The organism is Blautia luti, assembly GCF_033096465.1.
Taxonomy (GTDB): domain Bacteria; phylum Bacillota; class Clostridia; order Lachnospirales; family Lachnospiraceae; genus Blautia_A; species Blautia_A luti.
Genome location: NZ_AP028156.1, coordinates 1,781,464 through 1,801,573 on the forward strand (window position 1 = coordinate 1,781,464; position 20,110 = coordinate 1,801,573).

Annotated in this window: 18 protein-coding genes; all 18 read right to left on the reverse strand. The window is 39.2% G+C overall.

Annotated elements, in window-relative coordinates; genetic code table 11:
- Positions 1 to 44 precede the first annotated feature (44 nt).
- The 18 genes from R8695_RS08405 to R8695_RS08490 all read right to left on the reverse strand — a co-directional run bounded on the left by R8695_RS08405 (position 45) and on the right by R8695_RS08490 (position 20,078).
- The gene (locus R8695_RS08405; protein ID WP_015525098.1) at positions 45 to 257 is read right to left on the reverse strand and encodes a hypothetical protein; all 213 of its coding nucleotides are present in this window, start codon (positions 255 to 257) and stop codon (positions 45 to 47) included.
- Positions 254 to 2,689 carry a hypothetical protein gene (locus R8695_RS08410; RefSeq protein WP_243139554.1) on the reverse strand — a complete coding sequence of 812 codons (2,436 nt, stop codon included), beginning with the start codon at positions 2,687 to 2,689 and terminating at the stop codon, positions 254 to 256. Before R8695_RS08410 ends, R8695_RS08405 begins: the two co-directional genes overlap by 4 nt.
- The gene (locus R8695_RS08415; protein WP_117753974.1) at positions 2,686 to 4,824 is read right to left on the reverse strand and encodes a hypothetical protein; all 2,139 of its coding nucleotides are present in this window, start codon (positions 4,822 to 4,824) and stop codon (positions 2,686 to 2,688) included. The genes R8695_RS08410 and R8695_RS08415 overlap by 4 nt, the downstream gene beginning before the upstream one ends.
- A gap of 62 nt (positions 4,825 to 4,886) precedes the next feature.
- Positions 4,887 to 5,366 carry a hypothetical protein gene (locus tag R8695_RS08420; RefSeq protein ID WP_117593952.1) on the reverse strand — a complete coding sequence of 160 codons (480 nt, stop codon included), beginning with the start codon at positions 5,364 to 5,366 and terminating at the stop codon, positions 4,887 to 4,889.
- Positions 5,356 to 6,027 carry a hypothetical protein gene (locus R8695_RS08425; protein WP_117753973.1) on the reverse strand — a complete coding sequence of 224 codons (672 nt, stop codon included), beginning with the start codon at positions 6,025 to 6,027 and terminating at the stop codon, positions 5,356 to 5,358. The genes R8695_RS08420 and R8695_RS08425 overlap by 11 nt, the downstream gene beginning before the upstream one ends.
- A 2-nt stretch (positions 6,028 to 6,029) precedes the next feature.
- Positions 6,030 to 8,183 carry a cobaltochelatase CobT-related protein gene (locus R8695_RS08430; RefSeq protein WP_243139555.1) on the reverse strand — a complete coding sequence of 718 codons (2,154 nt, stop codon included), beginning with the start codon at positions 8,181 to 8,183 and terminating at the stop codon, positions 6,030 to 6,032.
- Positions 8,184 to 8,202: 19 nt separating this feature from the next.
- Positions 8,203 to 9,993: a P-loop NTPase family protein gene (locus tag R8695_RS08435; protein ID WP_243139556.1), complete on the reverse strand. Its 1,791-nt coding sequence runs from the start codon at positions 9,991 to 9,993 to the stop codon at positions 8,203 to 8,205.
- 97 nt (positions 9,994 to 10,090) lie between these two features.
- Entirely contained in the window at positions 10,091 to 12,313 is a 2,223-nt protein-coding gene (gene recD2, locus R8695_RS08440; RefSeq protein ID WP_154780647.1) for an SF1B family DNA helicase RecD2, read from the reverse strand.
- A 14-nt stretch (positions 12,314 to 12,327) separates the two neighbouring features.
- Complete coding sequence (locus R8695_RS08445) at positions 12,328 to 12,945, reverse strand: hypothetical protein (RefSeq protein WP_154780648.1); 618 nt, start codon at positions 12,943 to 12,945, stop codon at positions 12,328 to 12,330.
- 23 nt (positions 12,946 to 12,968) lie between these two features.
- Positions 12,969 to 13,628 carry a single-stranded DNA-binding protein gene (locus R8695_RS08450; protein ID WP_070102282.1) on the reverse strand — a complete coding sequence of 220 codons (660 nt, stop codon included), beginning with the start codon at positions 13,626 to 13,628 and terminating at the stop codon, positions 12,969 to 12,971.
- A 35-nt stretch (positions 13,629 to 13,663) separates the two neighbouring features.
- Positions 13,664 to 13,972, reverse strand: a complete 309-nt coding sequence (locus R8695_RS08455; protein ID WP_015525087.1) for a hypothetical protein — start codon at positions 13,970 to 13,972, stop codon at positions 13,664 to 13,666.
- 345 nt (positions 13,973 to 14,317) lie between these two features.
- Positions 14,318 to 15,670, reverse strand: coding sequence for a HEPN domain-containing protein (locus R8695_RS08460; RefSeq protein ID WP_154780650.1), 1,353 nt, complete (start codon positions 15,668 to 15,670; stop codon positions 14,318 to 14,320).
- A gap of 93 nt (positions 15,671 to 15,763) precedes the next feature.
- On the reverse strand, positions 15,764 to 16,333 hold the full coding sequence (locus R8695_RS08465; RefSeq protein ID WP_154780651.1) for a hypothetical protein: 570 nt from the start codon (positions 16,331 to 16,333) through the stop codon (positions 15,764 to 15,766).
- A 4-nt stretch (positions 16,334 to 16,337) separates the two neighbouring features.
- Positions 16,338 to 17,387: a M48 family metalloprotease gene (locus R8695_RS08470; protein ID WP_154780652.1), complete on the reverse strand. Its 1,050-nt coding sequence runs from the start codon at positions 17,385 to 17,387 to the stop codon at positions 16,338 to 16,340.
- Between the two features lie 149 nt (positions 17,388 to 17,536).
- On the reverse strand, positions 17,537 to 17,794 hold the full coding sequence (locus R8695_RS08475) for an Ig-like domain-containing protein (protein ID WP_317676258.1): 258 nt from the start codon (positions 17,792 to 17,794) through the stop codon (positions 17,537 to 17,539).
- Between the two features lie 185 nt (positions 17,795 to 17,979).
- A complete protein-coding gene (locus R8695_RS08480; RefSeq protein WP_154780654.1) occupies positions 17,980 to 19,050 on the reverse strand; it encodes a DUF4179 domain-containing protein in 1,071 nt (356 codons plus the stop codon).
- Positions 19,023 to 19,577 (reverse strand): RNA polymerase sigma factor, encoded by a 555-nt coding sequence (locus R8695_RS08485; RefSeq protein WP_154780655.1) that lies wholly within the window; start codon positions 19,575 to 19,577, stop codon positions 19,023 to 19,025. The genes R8695_RS08480 and R8695_RS08485 overlap by 28 nt, the downstream gene beginning before the upstream one ends.
- Before the next feature lie 300 nt (positions 19,578 to 19,877).
- Complete coding sequence (locus tag R8695_RS08490; protein WP_226845428.1) at positions 19,878 to 20,078, reverse strand: Ig-like domain-containing protein; 201 nt, start codon at positions 20,076 to 20,078, stop codon at positions 19,878 to 19,880.
- Between the last annotated feature and the right edge of the window lie 32 nt (positions 20,079 to 20,110).

The following is a 20,110-nucleotide window of genomic DNA, read 5'->3' on the forward strand; positions in this document are numbered from 1 at the left end:
GACCTTTACAAGACACTTTTTCCCCGAATTGCATCGGGTGTTTTTTAACCTACCCGTTCCACATAGCATACACTGTTTCCCTTACACTCAAATTCCGGACAAAGGGACAGCCATAGTCTTTCCAGATCATTGATATTCATGGCATCCAATTCTGTTTCATCTTCCTCACCATAAATATTTACAAAACCGATCCGATATATGCCATACCCTTTATGTAGGTTTTTTACTACTTTTCTTCCTGCTCTTCGTATATTCATAAGCTCTCTTCTCTCCTCTCTTCTGCTTCCAGCAAAAATGTATTGCAGCTATAGCTTCCGGAGTCACTGACACCAGCGGCCCCTCCGAGGCTGTCCAGATACTGGCTTCCATTTTTAGATGCAGAAATGTACATATAAAAGTTTGTCAAAACATAGTTTTTATTTTCCAGAACATTCTTATAACTGCTGCTAAGTACAAGCCTTGCTCCAAGTTTTTCTGCTTTTTCTTTTACCAGCATAGCAGTTAAATTTACTGCTTTTCGTATTTCCTGTTCGCTAAGTCCGCTTTGATAATAACGTTCCAAAAACAAAACCAGTTCTTCTGCTTTATTTTCATGTGGTTCGCTTTTGGCAGTCACATCAACAAACTCAATCGTCTTCCTTTCATCCGCAGCTACAAAAGAACCTTTTGTCAGACGGAGGATTGCACGAAATACAATTTTACTATTGTGTTTGATACATATAATTTTTTTATTTGCATCAAAACAGGATAACAGACAATCACAATTTGGACCATTCCGATAGGAAATGCAGCTGCGTAGCGGTACTTCTCCTATCTGCATGACCGGAAGCAGGCTGTCCTCTTCCCAGATTTCCCATCCACAATCCACGCGCAGCAGCTTTTCTTTCCAGATTTCTTCTGTATCTCTTTTTATTGGAAAAGCAATTTCCCGTCCCAGATCTCCTTCATGGTATTTCAGCTCCATGAACTTTCCTAATAACTCAGCATTTACGATTCTTCGGATTTCTTCCTTCTTTTTCGGCTGCCTGTTCAGAAAGGAAGTCATGATCTCAGCGCCACCTTCATAAATGAACTTCTGGATATTGGATTTATTTTCCGCGACAAAAGCATCCGAAATATTCAATTCTGTCTTTAAATTCTTCCAGGAAGGATCCTGGGACAGCAGTTTGTCCATCAATGCAGGTAATCCGGAACAGCCATTTAAAAGATTCTGATTATGTAAAAGGAAGTAAACCTGATTATCCTTTGTAAGATCCTTTAAAAGTTCAGTAAAATCCATTAAAAATATCAGAATCCATATGGCAGTTTCATGCCGGAGATCCAGAATGTTTTTTAAATCCTCATGCATCCATCTGGAAAGCGGCTTTTTTGACAAAGCTTTTGCCAAGCGCTCAATCTGATTTTCCTCTAATGCATCTGTCAGGCAGTCTCTTTTTATCAACTCACGGATCACCCGAAGACGATCATCACTTTTGGAGTATGCTAAACGATCATACAGGTCTATATAGACTGCTTTTACATTGAACAGGACTTTCAATTCTTCAAATACACGAGGCTTCGAAAACAGTGATTCTTCACTCTTTCTCCAGGGAACTACCATATATTCACAATCCATTAAATTTTGCTCGTTTAAAGTATTTAGATTCAGGCATCTTTTATAAACCTCTTCATCCAGAATCAACGAATTTCTGTCAAGGTTTATAAGCCAGTCTCCATTCTTTCGCAAAAGTTCCAGGAAATGTTTCTTCCGTTTCGTAATGGCATACAGGATAAGCTCTGTCTTTTCCAAAGTGAGCTCATAAAGATCCATATCTGGAAGCGGATTTCCATACAGAGTGTTCACATAGGCTGCCTTTCCGTTTGAAACCTTTTCAAAATCTGCATTTGGACCTGTCAAAAATCTTATCAGCTTCGGGATATCTGCATATAATGATCCGTTCCAAAGCCATAAGTGAAGAAAAGAGGCCTGCCATTCTTTTGGGATCTGAGCAAGAACCACTTCTAATCCATTCCGGATTTCTTTTGGATGCCGGCTCAGTTCTTCCAGCTGTTTCTTATTTAAACTTTCCGTTTCTTCACAAAACTCTGATAAATAATTTACAAGTTCCATCAGATCCTGTTTCAAAAGTAATGCCAATGATTCCTCATCCTTGAGCAGCTCATAAAGAAGCTCCGTTGAAAAAGCTGGATTTATCAAAAGCATGCGTATCTTTATCCCCGCCCGGGCAACATCAAACTCACCAATGCAGGTCTCAAGACTTGCTACAAGCTGTTTCTTTAACTCTTCTTCCGGTTCCAGAAAAGCATAATATTTCAGATAAACATATACGATCCGGTCCGGGATTTCCTTATCTGCCAATACTTTTTCAATTTTTTCATAGGGAAATTCGGACAGCTTTTCATTTCCTGCACATTCTACTATCATTCTGATGCGGTCTGGTTCTAAAATAGAAAAATCCTTTTTGTTCATTTTTCCCAAGTAGGTGAGCATTTCCGGATCGTCCATCAGAGAAGAAATCGTCTCCTCATTTAACCCCTCCATCAGACCGGAAAGTTCTTGCTGATTTACCAATCTGGCTGCATTCATACAGAAATCTTCCCCTTTCTTTCCTATCAGTTTCAAGGGAATTGCTGCATTTTTCATTTCCTTGTAAATATTCATGTGCTTTAAGATTCTTTCAATCATCATGCTACCTCTGCCCTTTCTATTAATCCGTTAATCTCCGTTAACTCCATGCATTCGTCCTGGTACATATTTTCTGCTAGTTTAAGAAGATACAGAGCTTCCTTTTTTGCCATAGGCTTTTTCGCTGTTCCTGCGAAATCATCTTTTAAATACGAGGAAACGATCTTACAGTAGAGTTTCTTATAGCCATATGAATACCGCCCGTTCTTGTAAAACTCATAAATAGACTGAAGCTCCTTATCCGTTTTCCTGTTTTCCCTTAACATCTGGTTAAACTGCTGTTTGATGTTTTTTTCAGTTTTCCAGCGTTCCATCCGTTTTTTCTGTTCCTTCAGCCATTCTTTCCGTTCCTGATATCTTTTCCGATCCTCTTCTGTCATATATTTCTGATACAGGGTTTCCCTTCGATAAGAATCGCTTATAAATGGGAGAAGCAATTTGGAAAGCTCATATGCTTCTGACTGTTCCATCCAAAGTGCTGTACTTTCCTTTAAAAGTAAGGCCGTCAGGTATTCTGGATAAATATCCGGATATTCATAAAAGAACTTTTTTTCTACCATTGAAAACAGTTCCCGGTGTTCCTCTTTTCCCAGAACTGGAGAAAAAAATTCGCACTCTCTATGTTGGATAGCATAGTATCCCAAGGAGAAAGTTTCCTTTAAAATCCTCCAGGGGCTTAAGAATTCGCATCCATCCATTCCAATCTCATTGATCAGAAATTTCAGCATAGGATAGGAATGCTCATTACAAAGATCCTTTATTTCACTTTTTAAATATCCTGCCATAAATTCCCATTTCTTTTCCAAATCTGGATCTTCATTTTTATAATCCTTTACAAACTCTTCCAGATACTTTTTTCCATCCAAAATCCCATGCAGGATCAGCCGGTTGAAAACCGCGTAAAGTTCCGGCTCACTCTTTTTCCAGAAAACATCCTGGTATCTTTTTCCTGTAAGGTTTTCATAACGTTCCAGATACTTCAGCAAACTTTTCGTACTGTATGTTTTGCCTTTCAGAGTATCTGTAACACACGCTTCAAATTCTTCCGAAGAGAGTTCTTTTACCAGAGGATCCCATTTTTCTTCTGTCAGATCAATGTAGTGCCACTCTTCCGGTTCATTACTTCTAAATGGAAACAACGTAAGAAACGTTTTTACATTTTCCACCCTGAACGTTTCATTCATGCATTTTTCCAGCCGTTCTTTACCGTCGATACGGACAGAAAGTTTCCCATATGTTCTTAAAATCCGTGAACAAAGTACATAAGCTTCTTCTGGATATGTCTCTTTTCCGGGCAAAAATGCCTCTAATACATTCAGCCCAATTTTTTCTGCTGTCAACCCGGAAAGGCTTATCCGATCGGGTCTCTCTACAAAATACATCAGTACAAAATTTAAAAAAGCGGTCTCTTTGTCGGAATATCCAAACATACGCATACGTTTTTCCAAAACGGCATCCGCATTTTTAGCATTTGTGACTGCTAACTTTGCCAGCAGTTTCAGGATATCCAGATCCTTTTTACGATACCCTTTAAGCTTGGTCATTACTTTGCCTACCATCCACACGAAAAGATTCCATTCAGTAAATACGGATATCTTCCGGTTCTTTGAAAAGCTGTCAGCAAGTTTCTGTTTTATGCCTTCCCACAGTATTTCATCATCTGGGAGGATGGACATGGCAAACAGCATTTCTTCTGCTCGCTCAAATGGATACGCATGCATGGCCTGTTTCCACCGATTCTTTTCCTTTTCCTCACAGATATAATTGATACTGATCAAAAACAGGTCTTTCTCTCCAAGAATCTGTTTCATCTTTTTCCAGAACAGATCCTTTTGTGCCCCATTGAACATACAGGTCTCCTGTAAAGGCATCATCCTTGCCAGGGCAAGTCCGAGGGCACGGTATGTCTGCTTTGTCAAGGTCAGATGTTCTCCAATGCGCTCCAGGACTTCTCCCGGATAGTGCAGTCCATAAGCGGTTTCCATGTCTACTTTCGGCTTTTCCAGAAACATGTCATTTTCTTTTAATTGCATATAAATTTTATATTTTTCCTCATTAGATGACAGCTTATAGATCAGGTTCGTCATCTGCCGGTACAGGGTAATATCAAGCCATTCTTCATAAATCTTCCATTCCATCCAATTTCCTCCTGTTTTCCCATATAAAAAGGGGACTGTTCGCCAGTCCCCCAAAATTGTTCTTATGCTGCCAGGATAATCTTCTTTTTCCGGCTTGCATAAGTGATCGCCATTGTAGAATGTTCCATGCCTCGCTGTTTCTGATATTGCTTTACATCTGCATAATTTGCAAACGAAAGGATTTTACCATTTTCCTCTAACAAGTTTTCTTCGTTATCCTCCATATTTTCACTCCCGCAGGAAGCCAGCGTCCAGTTTACGTGGCAGATATAACAGGTCATGCCTGCAAATCCCAGATACTTATGTACATACTCTTCCGCTGCCTCAGCACTCGGAAAATAACGTGCATACTCCAGGGAACGGCAAACGATCCGGTCTTTGTACCATCCGGCAAAATACCGGTTCTTTTTCAGTTCAAGTACATACCCTGTCAGATAAATCTTCTGTAAAGCATTTTCTTCCTCGTCCATCATATCAAGAAGCTGTTCCGCATAGATTTTTTTCCATTTCAATGTGTTCTTCTTTATTCTTTTACGCAGCATTATCTTTTTCCTCCTCAGTTCCAACAATGAGTTTTTCTACCATTCTGTACAAGTTCCGGAAATTTCCAGCCTGTCTGCGGCGTGTCATGCAATCCTGTTCAAATGCCTGGATCACAGCAGAAGTTCTTGCAAACAGTGTGAAGATTTCCTCATCTTTCAGCTGTATGGTAACCTCTTTTTCTTTCCGGTAGCTGTCTTTTTTACAATACTGCCCGCCATTGGCATTATGCATCGCTACACCGGTGCCATTCTGTATCCTGACAACCCACGGATAATTTAAAACTTCTCCTTTGTTGTTGCGAACCTTCCTCTGTATGGAAAATACTGTAACCCTTCCCATGTTGGAATTTTTATCCTCGCAAAAGATCTTTTGCTGGAAGAATTTAAATTCCTGCACATTATTCCATATACGGGAATACACGTATTTTATGATTTCCGGACTCAGATTTGCATAAACGCTGATGCTGTCTTCTTTGCTGTAGTCAACCATGACCGCCCGGATCCGGGAATAATCGCTGGCAAAGTCTTCGTGAAGGTGCCAGAACTCCTTTGGTTCTGCCATCCGCAAAAAGCTATTAAATTCCAGTAACGTATTCTGTGTCTTATGAACACAGATCTGCTTTGATACATCCGTATTCTGTTCTTTTTCTTTCCTGTTCATCCTTACCTCCTGATAAAACGCAGCAGTTTCTTTGTCAGAAGAGCCGGAAGCTGTTCAAGATCCGTAATATCCAGAAAAGATTCCTCATAAATTTCCTGAATTGCTTCCTTGTCGCTTCCGATCGCAGCAGCCTGAAAGAATACTCCCTGCTGCAGCAGTTTTTTCCGAATCTTCTGAAGGTCCCTTTTTGCCCCTGTGCCTCCATACTGGTTTGCATTAGGTGCACCATCACTGATCACAAACAGCAGTTTCTGCTTTTCCGGTCGTTCCAAAAGACGGCTGCCAGCATACCACAATGCAGTTCCATCCCGGTTGCTTCCATAAGGCTGCATACCAGCGATCCGGAACCGATCCTTTTCATCCGTTTCAAAATCTGCGCAGCAATGCAGATACACTGTTTCGTCTTTCAGGTTCTCATGCCGGTATCCATCTGTATGATGTCCGCACACTAAAACCGGTATTTCTGATTCCATACAAAAATCATACAGGCAAAGTGCTGCAAGAATGGCATGATCCATCCGTTCCCCACACATGGAAAAAGAATTATCAACCAGCACAGCCACACAGATATCCAGATTTTTTCCTGGCTGTTGTTTCTTAAATACTGCCCCAGACGGTTCAGCTATGTTTCGAAGATCTACCCGACGTCCAAGAAAAAGCTTATGTTCCGTGCGTTCTTTCTGATTTTTCAATATAGGAAGCAGTTTCAGGCGAAGTCTCTTTTTTACCTGTTTAAGCTGCCCCTCATACTTTTCTGTCTGTAATTTTAAAAAATCTGATATCTCGGTCTTACGGCAAAGTTTTTTCTGTACCAGGTCATGGCCTTCTTCAAACGGTATCTCCATCAATTCCTTTTGAAGATGTTCGAAAATTTCTTTCTGTATCTTCTCATCAAGCGTCTCTTTCGCCATTTCATAAAGGATTTTTTGCAAGGCATTATCACTGGATGCTTCCGTTTCTGAGGCAGGGATGCCACATTCATTCTGTTTGTCTTCGAAGCCACCAGACTCCCTGACACATTTCGGAAGATTTTCACACAGCTGCTGCAGAAACTTCTGAAGCTCTGCAGTGCGCCCGTTTTCATGGCTTTCCGTTTCCTGATCCTTTCCGTTTCTTTCTGCTTTGTTTTCTGTTTCCGACTCCTGTTCCGTATCCTCTTTTCTGATCTTATCTTCATTTTGCTCAGTCTGTGACCCTGTGTTACCCTGCTTTTCTTCCTCCGGTTCTTCTTCGGATTCATTCGGGTTTTCCTTTTGCCCTTCATGCTCTTCCTGTTCTGGCTTTTGCTCTTCATTTTCTGTACTGTTCTTCTCTATTTCATCTATGATTTCCGCAAAATATTTCCAGATCATCAGAAGGATATGGTTGGTGGCAAGATATCTCTCCATGTCATCTGCTGCCTTTCCCGCTTCATCAATGACCGGCATAAGCAGTTTTAGTGTATCAATAAGCTCGTAATTCGCACCATCCCAGGCATTGACCCTTGAAGACAAGGCATACTGTGCACACAGGTTCATAAGAATAGAAATCTTATCTTTCTCCGTTTCCAACATTTCCCGAAGTGTTGGAAGCCATTCCACATTCCGGTCACGATTCATAAGGATTCCCCTGCGGATGCTTCCCGGAAAAAGGGCGCACATCTTTTCTTCTATGTACATATCATTCAAAAGATTGCTGAGATAAGATGCTGTCTGCAGAAAGATAGAAAGGATTGCTTTATCTTTTCTTTCAAAGTAGACATTCATCGCATCCAATGCCTCTTTTTCCTGTGCATTTTCCGGTACTGGCTCCTTTGGATACCAGCTGCCATTTAACATATGCTCGGCATACCTTTTTCTAAGTGCAGAATCCGTATACCGGTAATGTCCGCATTCATGTCCCAGAATCCCGATCAGGCTGTCACTTTTTAATTCCAGTGTCAGAAAACTTGACGTAATCTGGTTTCCAAGATTTACGGCAACTGTTTCTCCCTGATTCCATCCTGCAATCCCTGAATTTTTATCATCGTATAAGCGTAATGTAGTCAACTTTCCACCCGTGATTTCATGCCCGATCGAGGTCAAAAGATCACGATACTGCGGCGTATGAAATACTTTTTCCGGTGTCAGTTTTTCTTTCTCTGCACATATCCGTTTCCGGTATAAAGCCTTTTTCATTCGTTTCCTCCATCCGTTTTTAATCCACAGCACAATGAGGAAGAAGAAAGACGCGTTCCATAGTTCCCTGTTCTTCCCTGTCCATGGATGCTTTACTGAGCAGTGCTGTCCATGCTGACCTCCTGAGATCATTGGAAACCATGTAACTTAACACCCAGTTTTCCAATTCCCGGTATCCGCATACGCCATCTGTAATGTCCTGTTCGATCAAATATTCATGGATCTTGCAGACCGTGGCAGCCATAAAGGACAGAAGTTCTTTGTTTTTAAACCCGGTTCTTTTCATTGCCCTTTTTGCCATTTCCTCTTCTGTCAGGGCTTCCTTTGGCTGAATCAGATTCATTCGGGAAAGAACTGACTGGTTGAAGTTCTGACAGCCAACATAATCCAGATTGGTGGTCATGATCACAATGGTATCCGGATTTCTCCGTATCTGTTCTCCATTTACCAGATCGGTTACAGCTCCATCGTCAAACAGGGAGTTTAATCTCGTAAGTGTCCCAGGTTTTTCAATCATGGCCGGCTCCTGAATTTCAATCACAGATGGTTCCCTGCATGCCTTTACGATTTCTGACTCTTTTAATAGGAAGTCTTTTTCATTTTTCGACTTTTCATAGCCTTTTTCATAAACTGCTTTCAGGATCTCCTGAAAAGCTTTTTCCCGGCTGATCCCCTCTTCATAAATGCCATTTACCGTTGCAAGAGCTGAAGCCGGATCCATTTCAATGTCTTCCAGACGTGGCAATTCCATTTCCAGATGTGCTGTTCCGCCCATATTTGGCACGGTGGTCGCTAAAAGTTCCAGTTCATCCGTTCCAGGTCCACAGGTGAACACATAATATGGAAGCCCTAATATCTGGGCGATCATTCTGGCATCCGTTGTCTTTCCAGTACCGGCATCGCCTGTCAGCATAAACAGCCTTGCCGGTGTCTTATCCACCATCTGCAGGATTTCTTCAGCTTCCTTACTTACCAGATAGTCTTCTGGAAGCGAAGGGATCCTTTCTTTTGTCCTTTCATTTACATCCCATCTGCCAGAGTAGATCTGTTTTAATTCAAAAAGTGTTCTTTTTGTCTTCTCATTTACAGGCAAAAGCACATGAAACTTTCCATAGATTTCATCGTTTGGTGCATATACCCCGGCCGCAATTTTATATTCCGGAAGCACATCCTCCAGTTCCTCTGCACGGAACTGGCTCTTTTCCAGCGGGATTGCCTGCTGCGGATTTGCTATTACTTCGCAGTACATGGCATCGCAGCAGATAAATGCCGCCCGCAGTGCAGTTTCCGTGTCTTCCCATTCCTTTTTTTCCTGTTCTTCAAGTATGTAGAAATTTTTTTGGAACTCTTCGTTAAATAAAGGATTATCCGGGACCAGATTGGCATAAGCCAAAAGGGCCAGGTACTGCTCGCCTGTGTTTTTGCCCTCCCGGATTCCCGGAAGCTTCTCGTTTTTTTCTTCTGTCTTTAAAATCCCACTGAAACGTCCGTTTTTCGAATTATAAGTCATTACATACTTTCCCTGATTTCCAGGATATTCCATGCAGAAATAATTTATGGTATCCCTGCCCCTTTGTATACCGGCAGCCCCAGAGTCTTTTTCTTTCCGGATCTGAATCAGTGTCAGAAGTGCCTGTAACGTAGGCCCATGAAGGCGGGAGACTTTTCCCTGCTTCCTGATATTTCGCATGGAACAATCTGCTTCATCATAGCTGACCCGTTTTTTCCCTGATTTTTCCAACATCACCCGAAATGGGTCCGGAATGGGTTCTTTCATAATCCATGGTGCATAAAAACAAAGATCTGGCATTTTGTTCCCTCCTCTTTCATTATGTGATTTTCTGCATACGAAGGAAAGAAACAGGCAGAGCATTGGATTTTTCCAACGTCTGCCTGTCATTCATTCTTTATGCGCTCTTTTCCTGTTCCAGGATTGCTTCATATATTTTTCGGATACGGTACCCAAACATGGTGTTTCGCCGGCTGATGTAATCCGTCCGGATAGCCTGTGCGATTGCACGTTTGCTTCCCACAATTATAAACCTTTCTCTGGCTCTTGTTACTGCCGTATAGAAAATGTTTCTGCGAAGCATCCACCGGAAACATGGAAGCATTGGAAGGATTGCCATCGGATATTCACTGCCCTGAGCCTTATGTACCGTAATCGCATATGCCAGTGTCAGCGGCCAATAATCTTCCTCCTGATATTCCATGACCCGGCCATCCCCAAAATCTACACGCATGACCATTTTTTGATCTTTCCGAAAAATCCCTATGACTTCTCCAATATCGCCATTTGCTACTTCATCGTTGTTTTTTGTCTGCATGACCCGGTCACCTTCCCGGTAAGTATTCCTGCCATTTGTGATTTCCGGATAACCGAAACGCTTTGGATTCGCAATGTCACGCAATACCAGATTCAATGCATCCGTACCTGCTTCCGTATCTTTTCGAAGCGGTGACATCACCTGCACTTCTTCCAGAGAACCGTTTCTCTGCAGTACTTCTTTTCGATAGATCTTCTGTATCTTTCGCGAAGCCTCCTCCGGTGTGGAAGCCGGAATAAACTGAAAGGTATCATCAAACACCAGATCCAGCTGATTCTTATTGATCTTAATGGCATTCTGGCTGATGGTGGAATTCCCTTCCTGTCGGAAACATTCATCTAAGACAGTTACCGGAAATACGCCGGAATCAATGATCTCCTGAAATACTTTTCCAGGCCCTACGGATTCGATCTGATCTTTATCACCCACCAGAACCAGTCTGGCACCGGATTTAATACTGGAAAACAGTTTATCCGCCAGATACATATCGACCATGCTGAACTCATCTGCTATGATCAGGTCATCTGGAATTGGCTGCTCGTTCTTCCATTCTTCCTCTCCAGCTTCTCCGGTAAGCCCTATGGATTTATGGATTGTCAGTGCTGGATACTCTGTACATTCCCGCATTCGCCTTCTGGCGATACCTGTAGGTGCACATAAAAGGATCACCGCATTTTTATCCAATGCTTCCTGTACAGCAATGATGAAACGGATCACCGTAGTCTTTCCTCTGCCGGGTCCTCCTGTAATGATGGATACCGGGTTTTCAAAGACATTTTTTACTGCCACCTGCTGTTTCGCATTCAAAATAATATCCTGTTCTTTCTGGATCTTTCTTAAAATACGGTCAACATTTACAGCCATTCCCGTCTGCATATGGAGTCTGACTAATGCGGCAGCAGCTCCCAGTTCGGCCTGGAAACTTTTGCGTGTATAAAACCCTCCATCGTGGCAGACCAGGCTTCCATCTGTATGGATCATATCATTGCCTGTATCCCGGATTGCCCGTTCAGAGACCGGTGAAACATCTTTATTGTGATTTAAAAGTTTTTCGACACGTTCAATAATGTCCTCTCTTTTTAAATACAAATGTCCTTCGCCTTCTGCTTCTGACATAATATGCAAAATAGCAGCCTTAATGCGAAGGGGATCATCTGCACGGAAATGTTTTGCCTTTACTGCAATCTGGTCAACAGTCAGAAATCCAAATCCATGAACCTCACAGAGCCGGAAAGGCTCCTCCTTCACGATCATAACTGCAGCAGGTCCAAATTTCTCTTGTATTTTTGAAACTTTTGCAGGAGTCACCCCAAAAGGGGACAAATACATCATCAGTTCCCGGATGGAACTGCTTTTTTGATATCCTTCCAGAATATCATCTAAGCGTTTCTGCGTAATTCCTTTTACCCGAAGAAGTTTCTCCGGGCTGTCATTAAAAACATTCAGTGTATCTTCCCCAAACGTTTCTACGATGCGAGCTGCCATTGCCGGTCCGATCCCTTTGATCAGGGATGACGACAAATAAGTCCGAATACCTTCTTTTGTGGTTGGCATGGTTACTGAAAAATTGCTCACACTATACTGCATTCCATATTTTGTGGGTTTCCAGTCTCCCGTCAGTTCCACATCCAGGCCTTCGTTTGTCGGAAGTTCGGTTCCAAATGCCTGAAATATTCCATAATTTCCATTCTTTTGTTTTTTTACTTCCTCCGGTAAATCTTCATTGGTCATGTAGGAAGCTACCGTATATCCACTTCCTGCATTATAATAGATCTGCCGGATGGCTTTACAGCAAATGCTCATGTTCCAGCTCCTCTCTACCATGAGATCCAGAGATAATTATTGCATCCCATACTGGTGATGAAACCATCCTTCTTTAGTTTTTCCCGGATCACCTCTGTCTGTCCAAAAGGATATCCTTTTAAAATTCCAACCCTTCGATATTTCCTTTTTCCAATGGAAATACTGCAGATTCCTTCCCTGTTTACTGAAAAACGGTTTCGATTTTCAGATTCCAGAGTTTTCCGAATCGCCTGGATCCGCTCAAAGCCTTCATCTTCGTACCATATGGCAGCCTGTGCCCTGCATCTTGCCTGCTTCTCCTGATTATCGAAATTTACCGTTTCCGATCCCTTCTCATGATTTTTCGGTAAATCCTCGGTCTTTTCAGCATCTGCATGTACTTTACGGGCATCTGCACTCTTTTGCTGTTTGTTGTCATCATCATTCTCATTCGTTTCCTCCTTGTCCTTTTTCATAATAAATTTTTCATAGAAAAACAGTCCTGCTGCAACCGGAATGACCAGTGAAAGGGACTGTATGATCACTGCCAGAAATACCGGCCATAAAAATGGTGATACTAACAGACCAAAAATTCCAGTTATCACGCACAGCTGTTTATGTGCAGACAACCATTTGTTCATTTTCTCCATCATAAGCATTTCCTCCTATGATTTGCTCAGTCAAAATCCAGTTTTTCATCATCTGTTTCCATGTACCGGTCATCAATATCCTGACTACGCTCCCGACTTCTTGCCGAAGTTCCTCTGGATCTTGTCCCGCCAGAATTTGATCTCCGTCTGTCATCCGATGCATCTGTCCTGGTATTGCTTCTGTATCTTCCACCTTCACGTTCCCTGTCATAGTCACGGTCATCCATTTCTGCTGCTCTTTCACTTCTGGTGCTTCTGGAAGCTGAACGCTGGTTTTCTGCACGGTCAGAACGGTTTCGATTAGAAGATGCCCTCGTTTCTCTTTCCGGTTCTTCCCGCTCGTCATTTCCAGATTCTAAAGCTTTCTTACTTTCTGCAAAAGAAATCTCTTCTATCATAAGCCGCATGCCGTAGACATTTTCACCAGCCCGATTCTTGTAGTTGTCATTCTGCATACGACCTTCTACCAGAATCTTGATACCCTTAAACAGATATTTTTCCGCGAACTCTGCTTTTCGGCCAAAAGCCGTACAGCTGAAGAAATCTGCTTCCGGATCTCCTCTTCGTACAAATTTCCGGTTTACCGCCAAGCGAAAGTTTGCGATGGCAAGTTCTCCATTCTCTGTCTGTGTGTAGCGTAAATCAGGCTCATTTACTACTCGTCCCATCATGATTGATTTGTTCATAATTGTCCTCCATAACTTTATAAAGTTTTCCAGTTTCATTCCAGATGTTCCCGCATACATTTGACTAATGCTCCCATACCATTTTTTCGGATCTCGCGGGCAGCAGAGTCAGCCGTACATAAATTTTTTGCCATCTCCAGTGATTCTTCTCCCGGATGTGTTGCAAACAATACCGGTATCAGATAAAACAGAGATTTTTTGACCAGCATATCATATGCCATCTTAAAAGATTCCGGCGAAGTTTCCTTTCCATCTGGATTACATACAATCTGCCATACTCCTGGATATTCGATAATCCATTCAAGAAGGTGCACGACCTCCTTTTCCATCTTTTTTCGTTTCATAACACCCTCCTTGCATTCTGAGTTTCCTTGTGTTTTTTTGTGATCCTCCTTTCCTTATTTGCTGATCTGTACTTGTTGTCTGCCATATTTTTGCAACAAAAAAAGGCCATTTAGAAATTTTCATTCTAAATGACCTTATTTATTACAAAGGCAGGAGGCTTTTGGCTCCTTAATGTTTTACTCCCGGTCAGATCCGGAACCAGCGTTTCTTATCTGTGTCTACAGATACAAATACAAATCTCACAATCATATTAACACAAGATATTGTTGGCGTCAATCGCACTTTTGCTATATTCGGTGTTCTTCTCCAACCTTTTTTAATCAAAACAATATTTTTTCCAAAATCTAATTTATGATACTTTCTACTTTAGAAAAGAAATTTTTAATTAAAATTACACAATATTCAGCATCTTCTTTTCTAAAGCAGTAAAGCGAATAATCACACTTTAGTCTCTGAGCTTTAACGTAATCAAAATCTGCCTTATCTGCTACTAAAAGTACTCCTGAATTCACCAAATCATTTAATCCTCTTTCAAGAGATTCATGGGACTCTTTTTCTTTAAGTTCGTTTACTTTCCAATTTGCCAATTTTCCTTGATACTCTAATAATACCTTTAACGTAAACATCATTGCATAATAACATCTATTGGCGCAATCCATATATCTACCCTCAGTTAGTAAAATCTCCGCAGATGTAATAGTTTCTTTGGCTTTTTCACGTAGTAACACTAAATTTATTGCCGGCTTAATAAGCGTTTGCTCAAGCTGGATATCAGATGCAGATATATTATCATGAAATTCTCCCGCACTAAGTATCAATTGATCTTTTAAAGTTTGTTTCTCATCCACTGCTGTATACTCATTGTCTAAAATAGCCTTCAATACATCTATCAATTCACTTTTCGAAGTTGATGTCAAATTATAAAAGCTATCATATAAAGGCACATATTTTATCTTTGATTTATCCTGTAATGATGACCATATTCCAAATACAAGAGAAACTCTTTTATAAAACTCTGATTCAAAATAATCCATAAAGGAACTATATTGATTTTTTCTGTCACCTGAATGATATCCAACTAATGTGAACATAAAGGCTGCTCTCAAAGCATTACTCAAATTTTGTTCAGCTTTATCAGAAGAGAACTTCCATGCTCCTAACGAAATAGTAAGTTTTTCATTTTTGGAGTCGTTTTCATTTATTCTGGAAAAATGGCCATCAAAATCAAAACAATCTATAATTTCCATTGCAGAATGTCTTAACAGGTCAATAATTATCCCTTCCCATGTTTCAACTCTAATTGTATCCTTTGCTTCTTGAAGAATTACAAATCTTTTTTTACCATTAACATCTTCCGATATTCCGATTCCAAATTTAGAAAGAATATCTTTATTATCAACAGACTGCGTCCAATTTCTAGGTGTATTGGTCATTATCAAGTCTAGCAAGGAAGAATAATCCGAATCCTCGAAAACAACTCCATATGCATATTTTTTAAATAATTTGATTTCTTTTTTTATATGTTCATCAAACATATTTTGAATATAAAGCAAATATACTCCTCGTGGTAAATCAATTGTGAGTTCCGGTTCCATATTATTTGCAATATTATCATGATTTGGCTTTATTGGTTTTCCTAATGTCAAAGACATTACTTTCGGATATATTCCTGCGTTAAATTCAATTTTATTTTTCATTTTTGCTTCTCTCTTTTCCTAATTTTCATAATCCTCTGAAATGTACTGATATTATAGCTATCAGACTTGAGTAATGGCGTTTTTCACATAAACTTATTCAATGTGTCCTAATACCAGCTCTTTCAAATAGATTTTCTCATTTTCAATATCTATAATTTTTTCTTCACGTAACATTTCAATGGTTTTATCCCATTCTAAATTATCCGGATATTTATCCAGAGTCATCTCGCACCAATGCAGATATTCCTGCTGAACCTCTGATTCACAAATTCCCTGTTCGTAACAGTTCCGTTGGTGTAGAAAATATAATACATAAGCATCTTCCTGTTTGATTTCCTGCTTTGTAGCTTTTTGAATAAACAGAGCTGTGACGATTAATAATTGCAGGTAATTAAAAAAGCTCTCTGGTAAATTGACTGATGTAACCAGTTCCAATGCTGCCATAATTGCACTTTTGATATTTAGACGCACATTTCCTAATTTGTACGATGCGGATTCTTCTCCCAGAAAAATCATTCCCTTTCTGGGATCATCAGGAATTACCAGAATATTTCTATCAATAAATTCACCTCCAGCTTTCCCTTCAATCCCAAGTGTTTCTGCTTCTTTTATCACTTCATTGATTAATAAATGATTATACTCTTCTGCTTCATGTTGGGTCATTTACTCATCTCCTCATTCTGTTTCTTCGCTCTGTATGAATAATTTTATCCAATTTTCCTTTTTCTTTTTTTAGAAAAACCTGATCCCTATATTCATCATAGACGTCAAGGAATCCACCATATAGATGATTTCCATCTATCGTATCAAAATCATATTCATCTTTATCTACAATGGCAAATAACTTTCCTTTTCGCTTAACTGGGTTTGGATGCTCTGAGTCTGAAAGCATTGTCTTATACAATACACGGTCTGTATAATAATACAAGTCAAAAAAATCCATATACATTGCAGGGGCCAAATAAGTATATTTTTCCAGAATCGGCTCCTCATTACTCTCCTTCATGATAATTTTAAGGACAATATCATAGGCTATTGCATCTGCATCGTATTCTTCCTTTTCCGGATGTCTTTCGGAGTATTTTTTGCCAATATGCGCGAGATAAGCATGTGCAATTTCGTGAGCCATGCTGAAAACTACAATTGTCCAATAACAGTCTTCTGCAAGTTTCATAATCTGCATATCTCCATTTAGTAAATGCAGCAAAGCATTATTTGCATCAAGTGCCTGCATCTCACCAAAAATACATACATCATTCATCAAAAAAAGTGTGTATCTAAAACAGTCTCCGTAAATATCCAAATTATCAAATTCTTTGGACCACTTGAACATTGCTACAAAAAAAGAAATCACTGTTGATTCAAATAATTCATCTATATGAATAAAAGTTGGATTTTTTTGATCGTTATAAATATAGCTATTGATTGTCTTCTGATAACGATTATTTAACTGAATTGCATTTCCTTCAAAATCATATTCTTTTTTAAAATACTCTTTTACTAATTCAAACATTTTAGGGAGATTATATTTTTTCATATTCTCCCGAATTTGTTCTTCTGTTAAAAGTCCTGAGAAATTTTGCAGCATTCTTTGTATGCCAACTTCATCATTTTTTATTTCTTCACCTCCGAAGCGAAATATATCATACGTTTGTGACACCATAAACTTTTCTAAAAAGGGGATTTCGTTCTGATCTTCAGGTGATTTTTTTGCCATATTTATCATCTCCCACTATTTGTTTTTCCTATATTTTACCATATTTTTATTATTATCACTACATTTTAATATAAATATTATATGATTTCAAAAAATAAGAGCTGCCACTCCATGCATTCACAGAAAGGCAGCTCCTGCTTAAATCATTTTTATTTAACAACTACTTTTACTTTTTTACGGATCTTTCCAGATTTCACTGTGATATAGGCTGTTCCCTTTTTCTTTCCGGTGATAACACCCTTGGAATTTACCGTCACGATCTTCTTATTTGAAGAACTGTAGGTAACCTTCTCCTGGAAAGTGATCGGGCTGATGACCGGTTTCAGCGTAAGTTTTTTATTCCTTGCAACGGTCACCCTGGATTTCAGTCCGGTGATTTTCGTTGTCCTTACCGTTGTTTTTTGCACAGTAACGGAAATGACCTGTTTCTTGCCGCTGGCCAGTGTAATGGTCACTTTGATTATTATTTGAATTCCAGCCCTCAGCCTTTTCATTGACAGAGGGCTAATTTTGGCTTAACAATTATTGAGCATGGGAGACATATCTCCGTCGAACACTTGCAGCTCCTCTCTTCGATCAAATTATTCTTTTGTCATCTGATTTTAATTTCTATTTTTCCTTCCACTGGGCTATATAAATCCAGAGGATCTTCATCACTTTCATAAACACGTCCTTCGCCTTCTCCGTAAGTATCTTCTGTTCCTGTTTCATATTTTTTATATGTTGTTCTGTTTTTTTCTTCTTTATTTACATATAATTCTAATGTCACCGTTTTAGCATCTGGCGAAATTCCTTTGTATTTTGTATTATTTCTGCTTTCTTCAAACACAGTCTCTGTGTCCCCATAATTTGTCATTCTATAAAGCCCCTGATTTCCTTTATCGTCGGTTCCTATTAAATAATAATCTTCATATTCTTTATTATCCAAATTTCCATAAATTGTACTTGCCAAATCGTTTAAGCTCATTTTTGAAATCGTCAGATTTTGATTTGGAGATATCTTTATTTTTTTATTCACATTTACATTTATTGTATTCTTCTCTAATTCTTCCCAATTTGATGAAAATTCAAAAATATAGTCATCCGTATCTTTTGTATCTGCAGTATCCATTTCTGTTGGATCAAATAACCATACTTTCATTTTTATATCTGCTGTATTATCTTTAATAGTTGTATCTTCCACCCTATAATGACAAACCTGACCATATGTTCCATCTAACTGTGCCGCTTTTCCATTTATCTCCACTTCTGTTAGTAGAATAGTCTCCTTTTCTTTTGAAGCATTTATATTATCAGATATTGCCACCCATAAATTCTCCTTATCCGCAGCAATTTCATCTAATGTAATAGAAATTCCATTTTTAGTAATCGTTTTTCCAACACTATCTATATATGATTCTACATTTTCATTAATCCCCAATGCAGTTTGAATCCACGAAGTAATCTGTTCCCAGGCCGCCTTTATCTCATTCGGATGTCCCAATCCTCCTAACAATAATGCTATTACAACTCCTGCTGCAATCTTTGCTAATTTTAATTTCAAATTAACATTTCGCTTTTTCCATGGCAGGGAAGCTTCGTAAACAAATTTTTCATCTATTTCTCCCATCAGATCCAAAAAATTGTTTTCTTTTTTCATATGATTTCTTTCACCTCTTCCCATAATTTGTTTCTGCTTCGAAAAAGACTGGATTTAATTTTAGTCTCAGAGCATCCATGTCTTTTTGCAATGTCTTTAATATTATCCATATACCAATATCGCCTGACAAAAATATCCCTGTCCCCTGCTTTTAAATCACTTAAAAATTTTTCTAAAATATTCAAAATTTCCTTTTTCTTTATGTCCTCTTCCACATAATCCTTTATTGTATTTTCCAGTTTTTCCACTTCACCACAAATATCCATCATATGTGTATCTGCTCTTTTTGAAGTATTTTTCTTTCTGAAATTGTCCAATGCCAAATTTCTGGTTATTTTTCCAAGAAATGCAGATAATTTTGTTGGCGTTTTGGGCGGAATCTTATTCCACGTTATCAGCCATGTATCATTTACACATTCTTCTGAATCTTCTGTGTTATATAAAATATTCCATGCAATCTTAAAGCAAAATTTTTCATACTTTACTTCTACCTGGCGAATTGCATCTTCTGATCTTTCTAAAAATAAATTTATAATATGTATATCTTCCATATCACATTTCTCCCCTGTATATTAGTGTTTTTATGCAGATAGTCTATTTGCAGTGTGCCATATTAATGTTGTCTATTATATATAACGTATTTTTTTCTGTTTGGTTGCACTTTTTTTATAAATTTTTTTGTTACCATAATTCCATTATCACTATAACATATTATCTAATCATTCTTCTCTCCCTGGTCAACTATTAATATCGTAATCTGCTTCTGCAAATAAAGCTACATGCCAAAAATGAAAAAAAGGAGCTGCCATTCAATGTGCATTCATGAACGGCAGCTCCTTTTTAAATCATTTTTATTTAACAACTACTTTTACTTTTTTGCAACTATTTCCAGATTTCACTGTGATATAGGCTGTTCCCTTTTTCTTTCCAGTGATCACACCACTGGAACTTACCGTTGCAATCTTCTTATTCGAAGAACTGTAGGTAACCTTCTCCTGGGAAGTGATCGGGCTGATGACTGGTTTCGACGTAAGTTTTTTTATTCCTTGCAACGGTCACGCTTGATTTCAGTCCGGTGATCTTT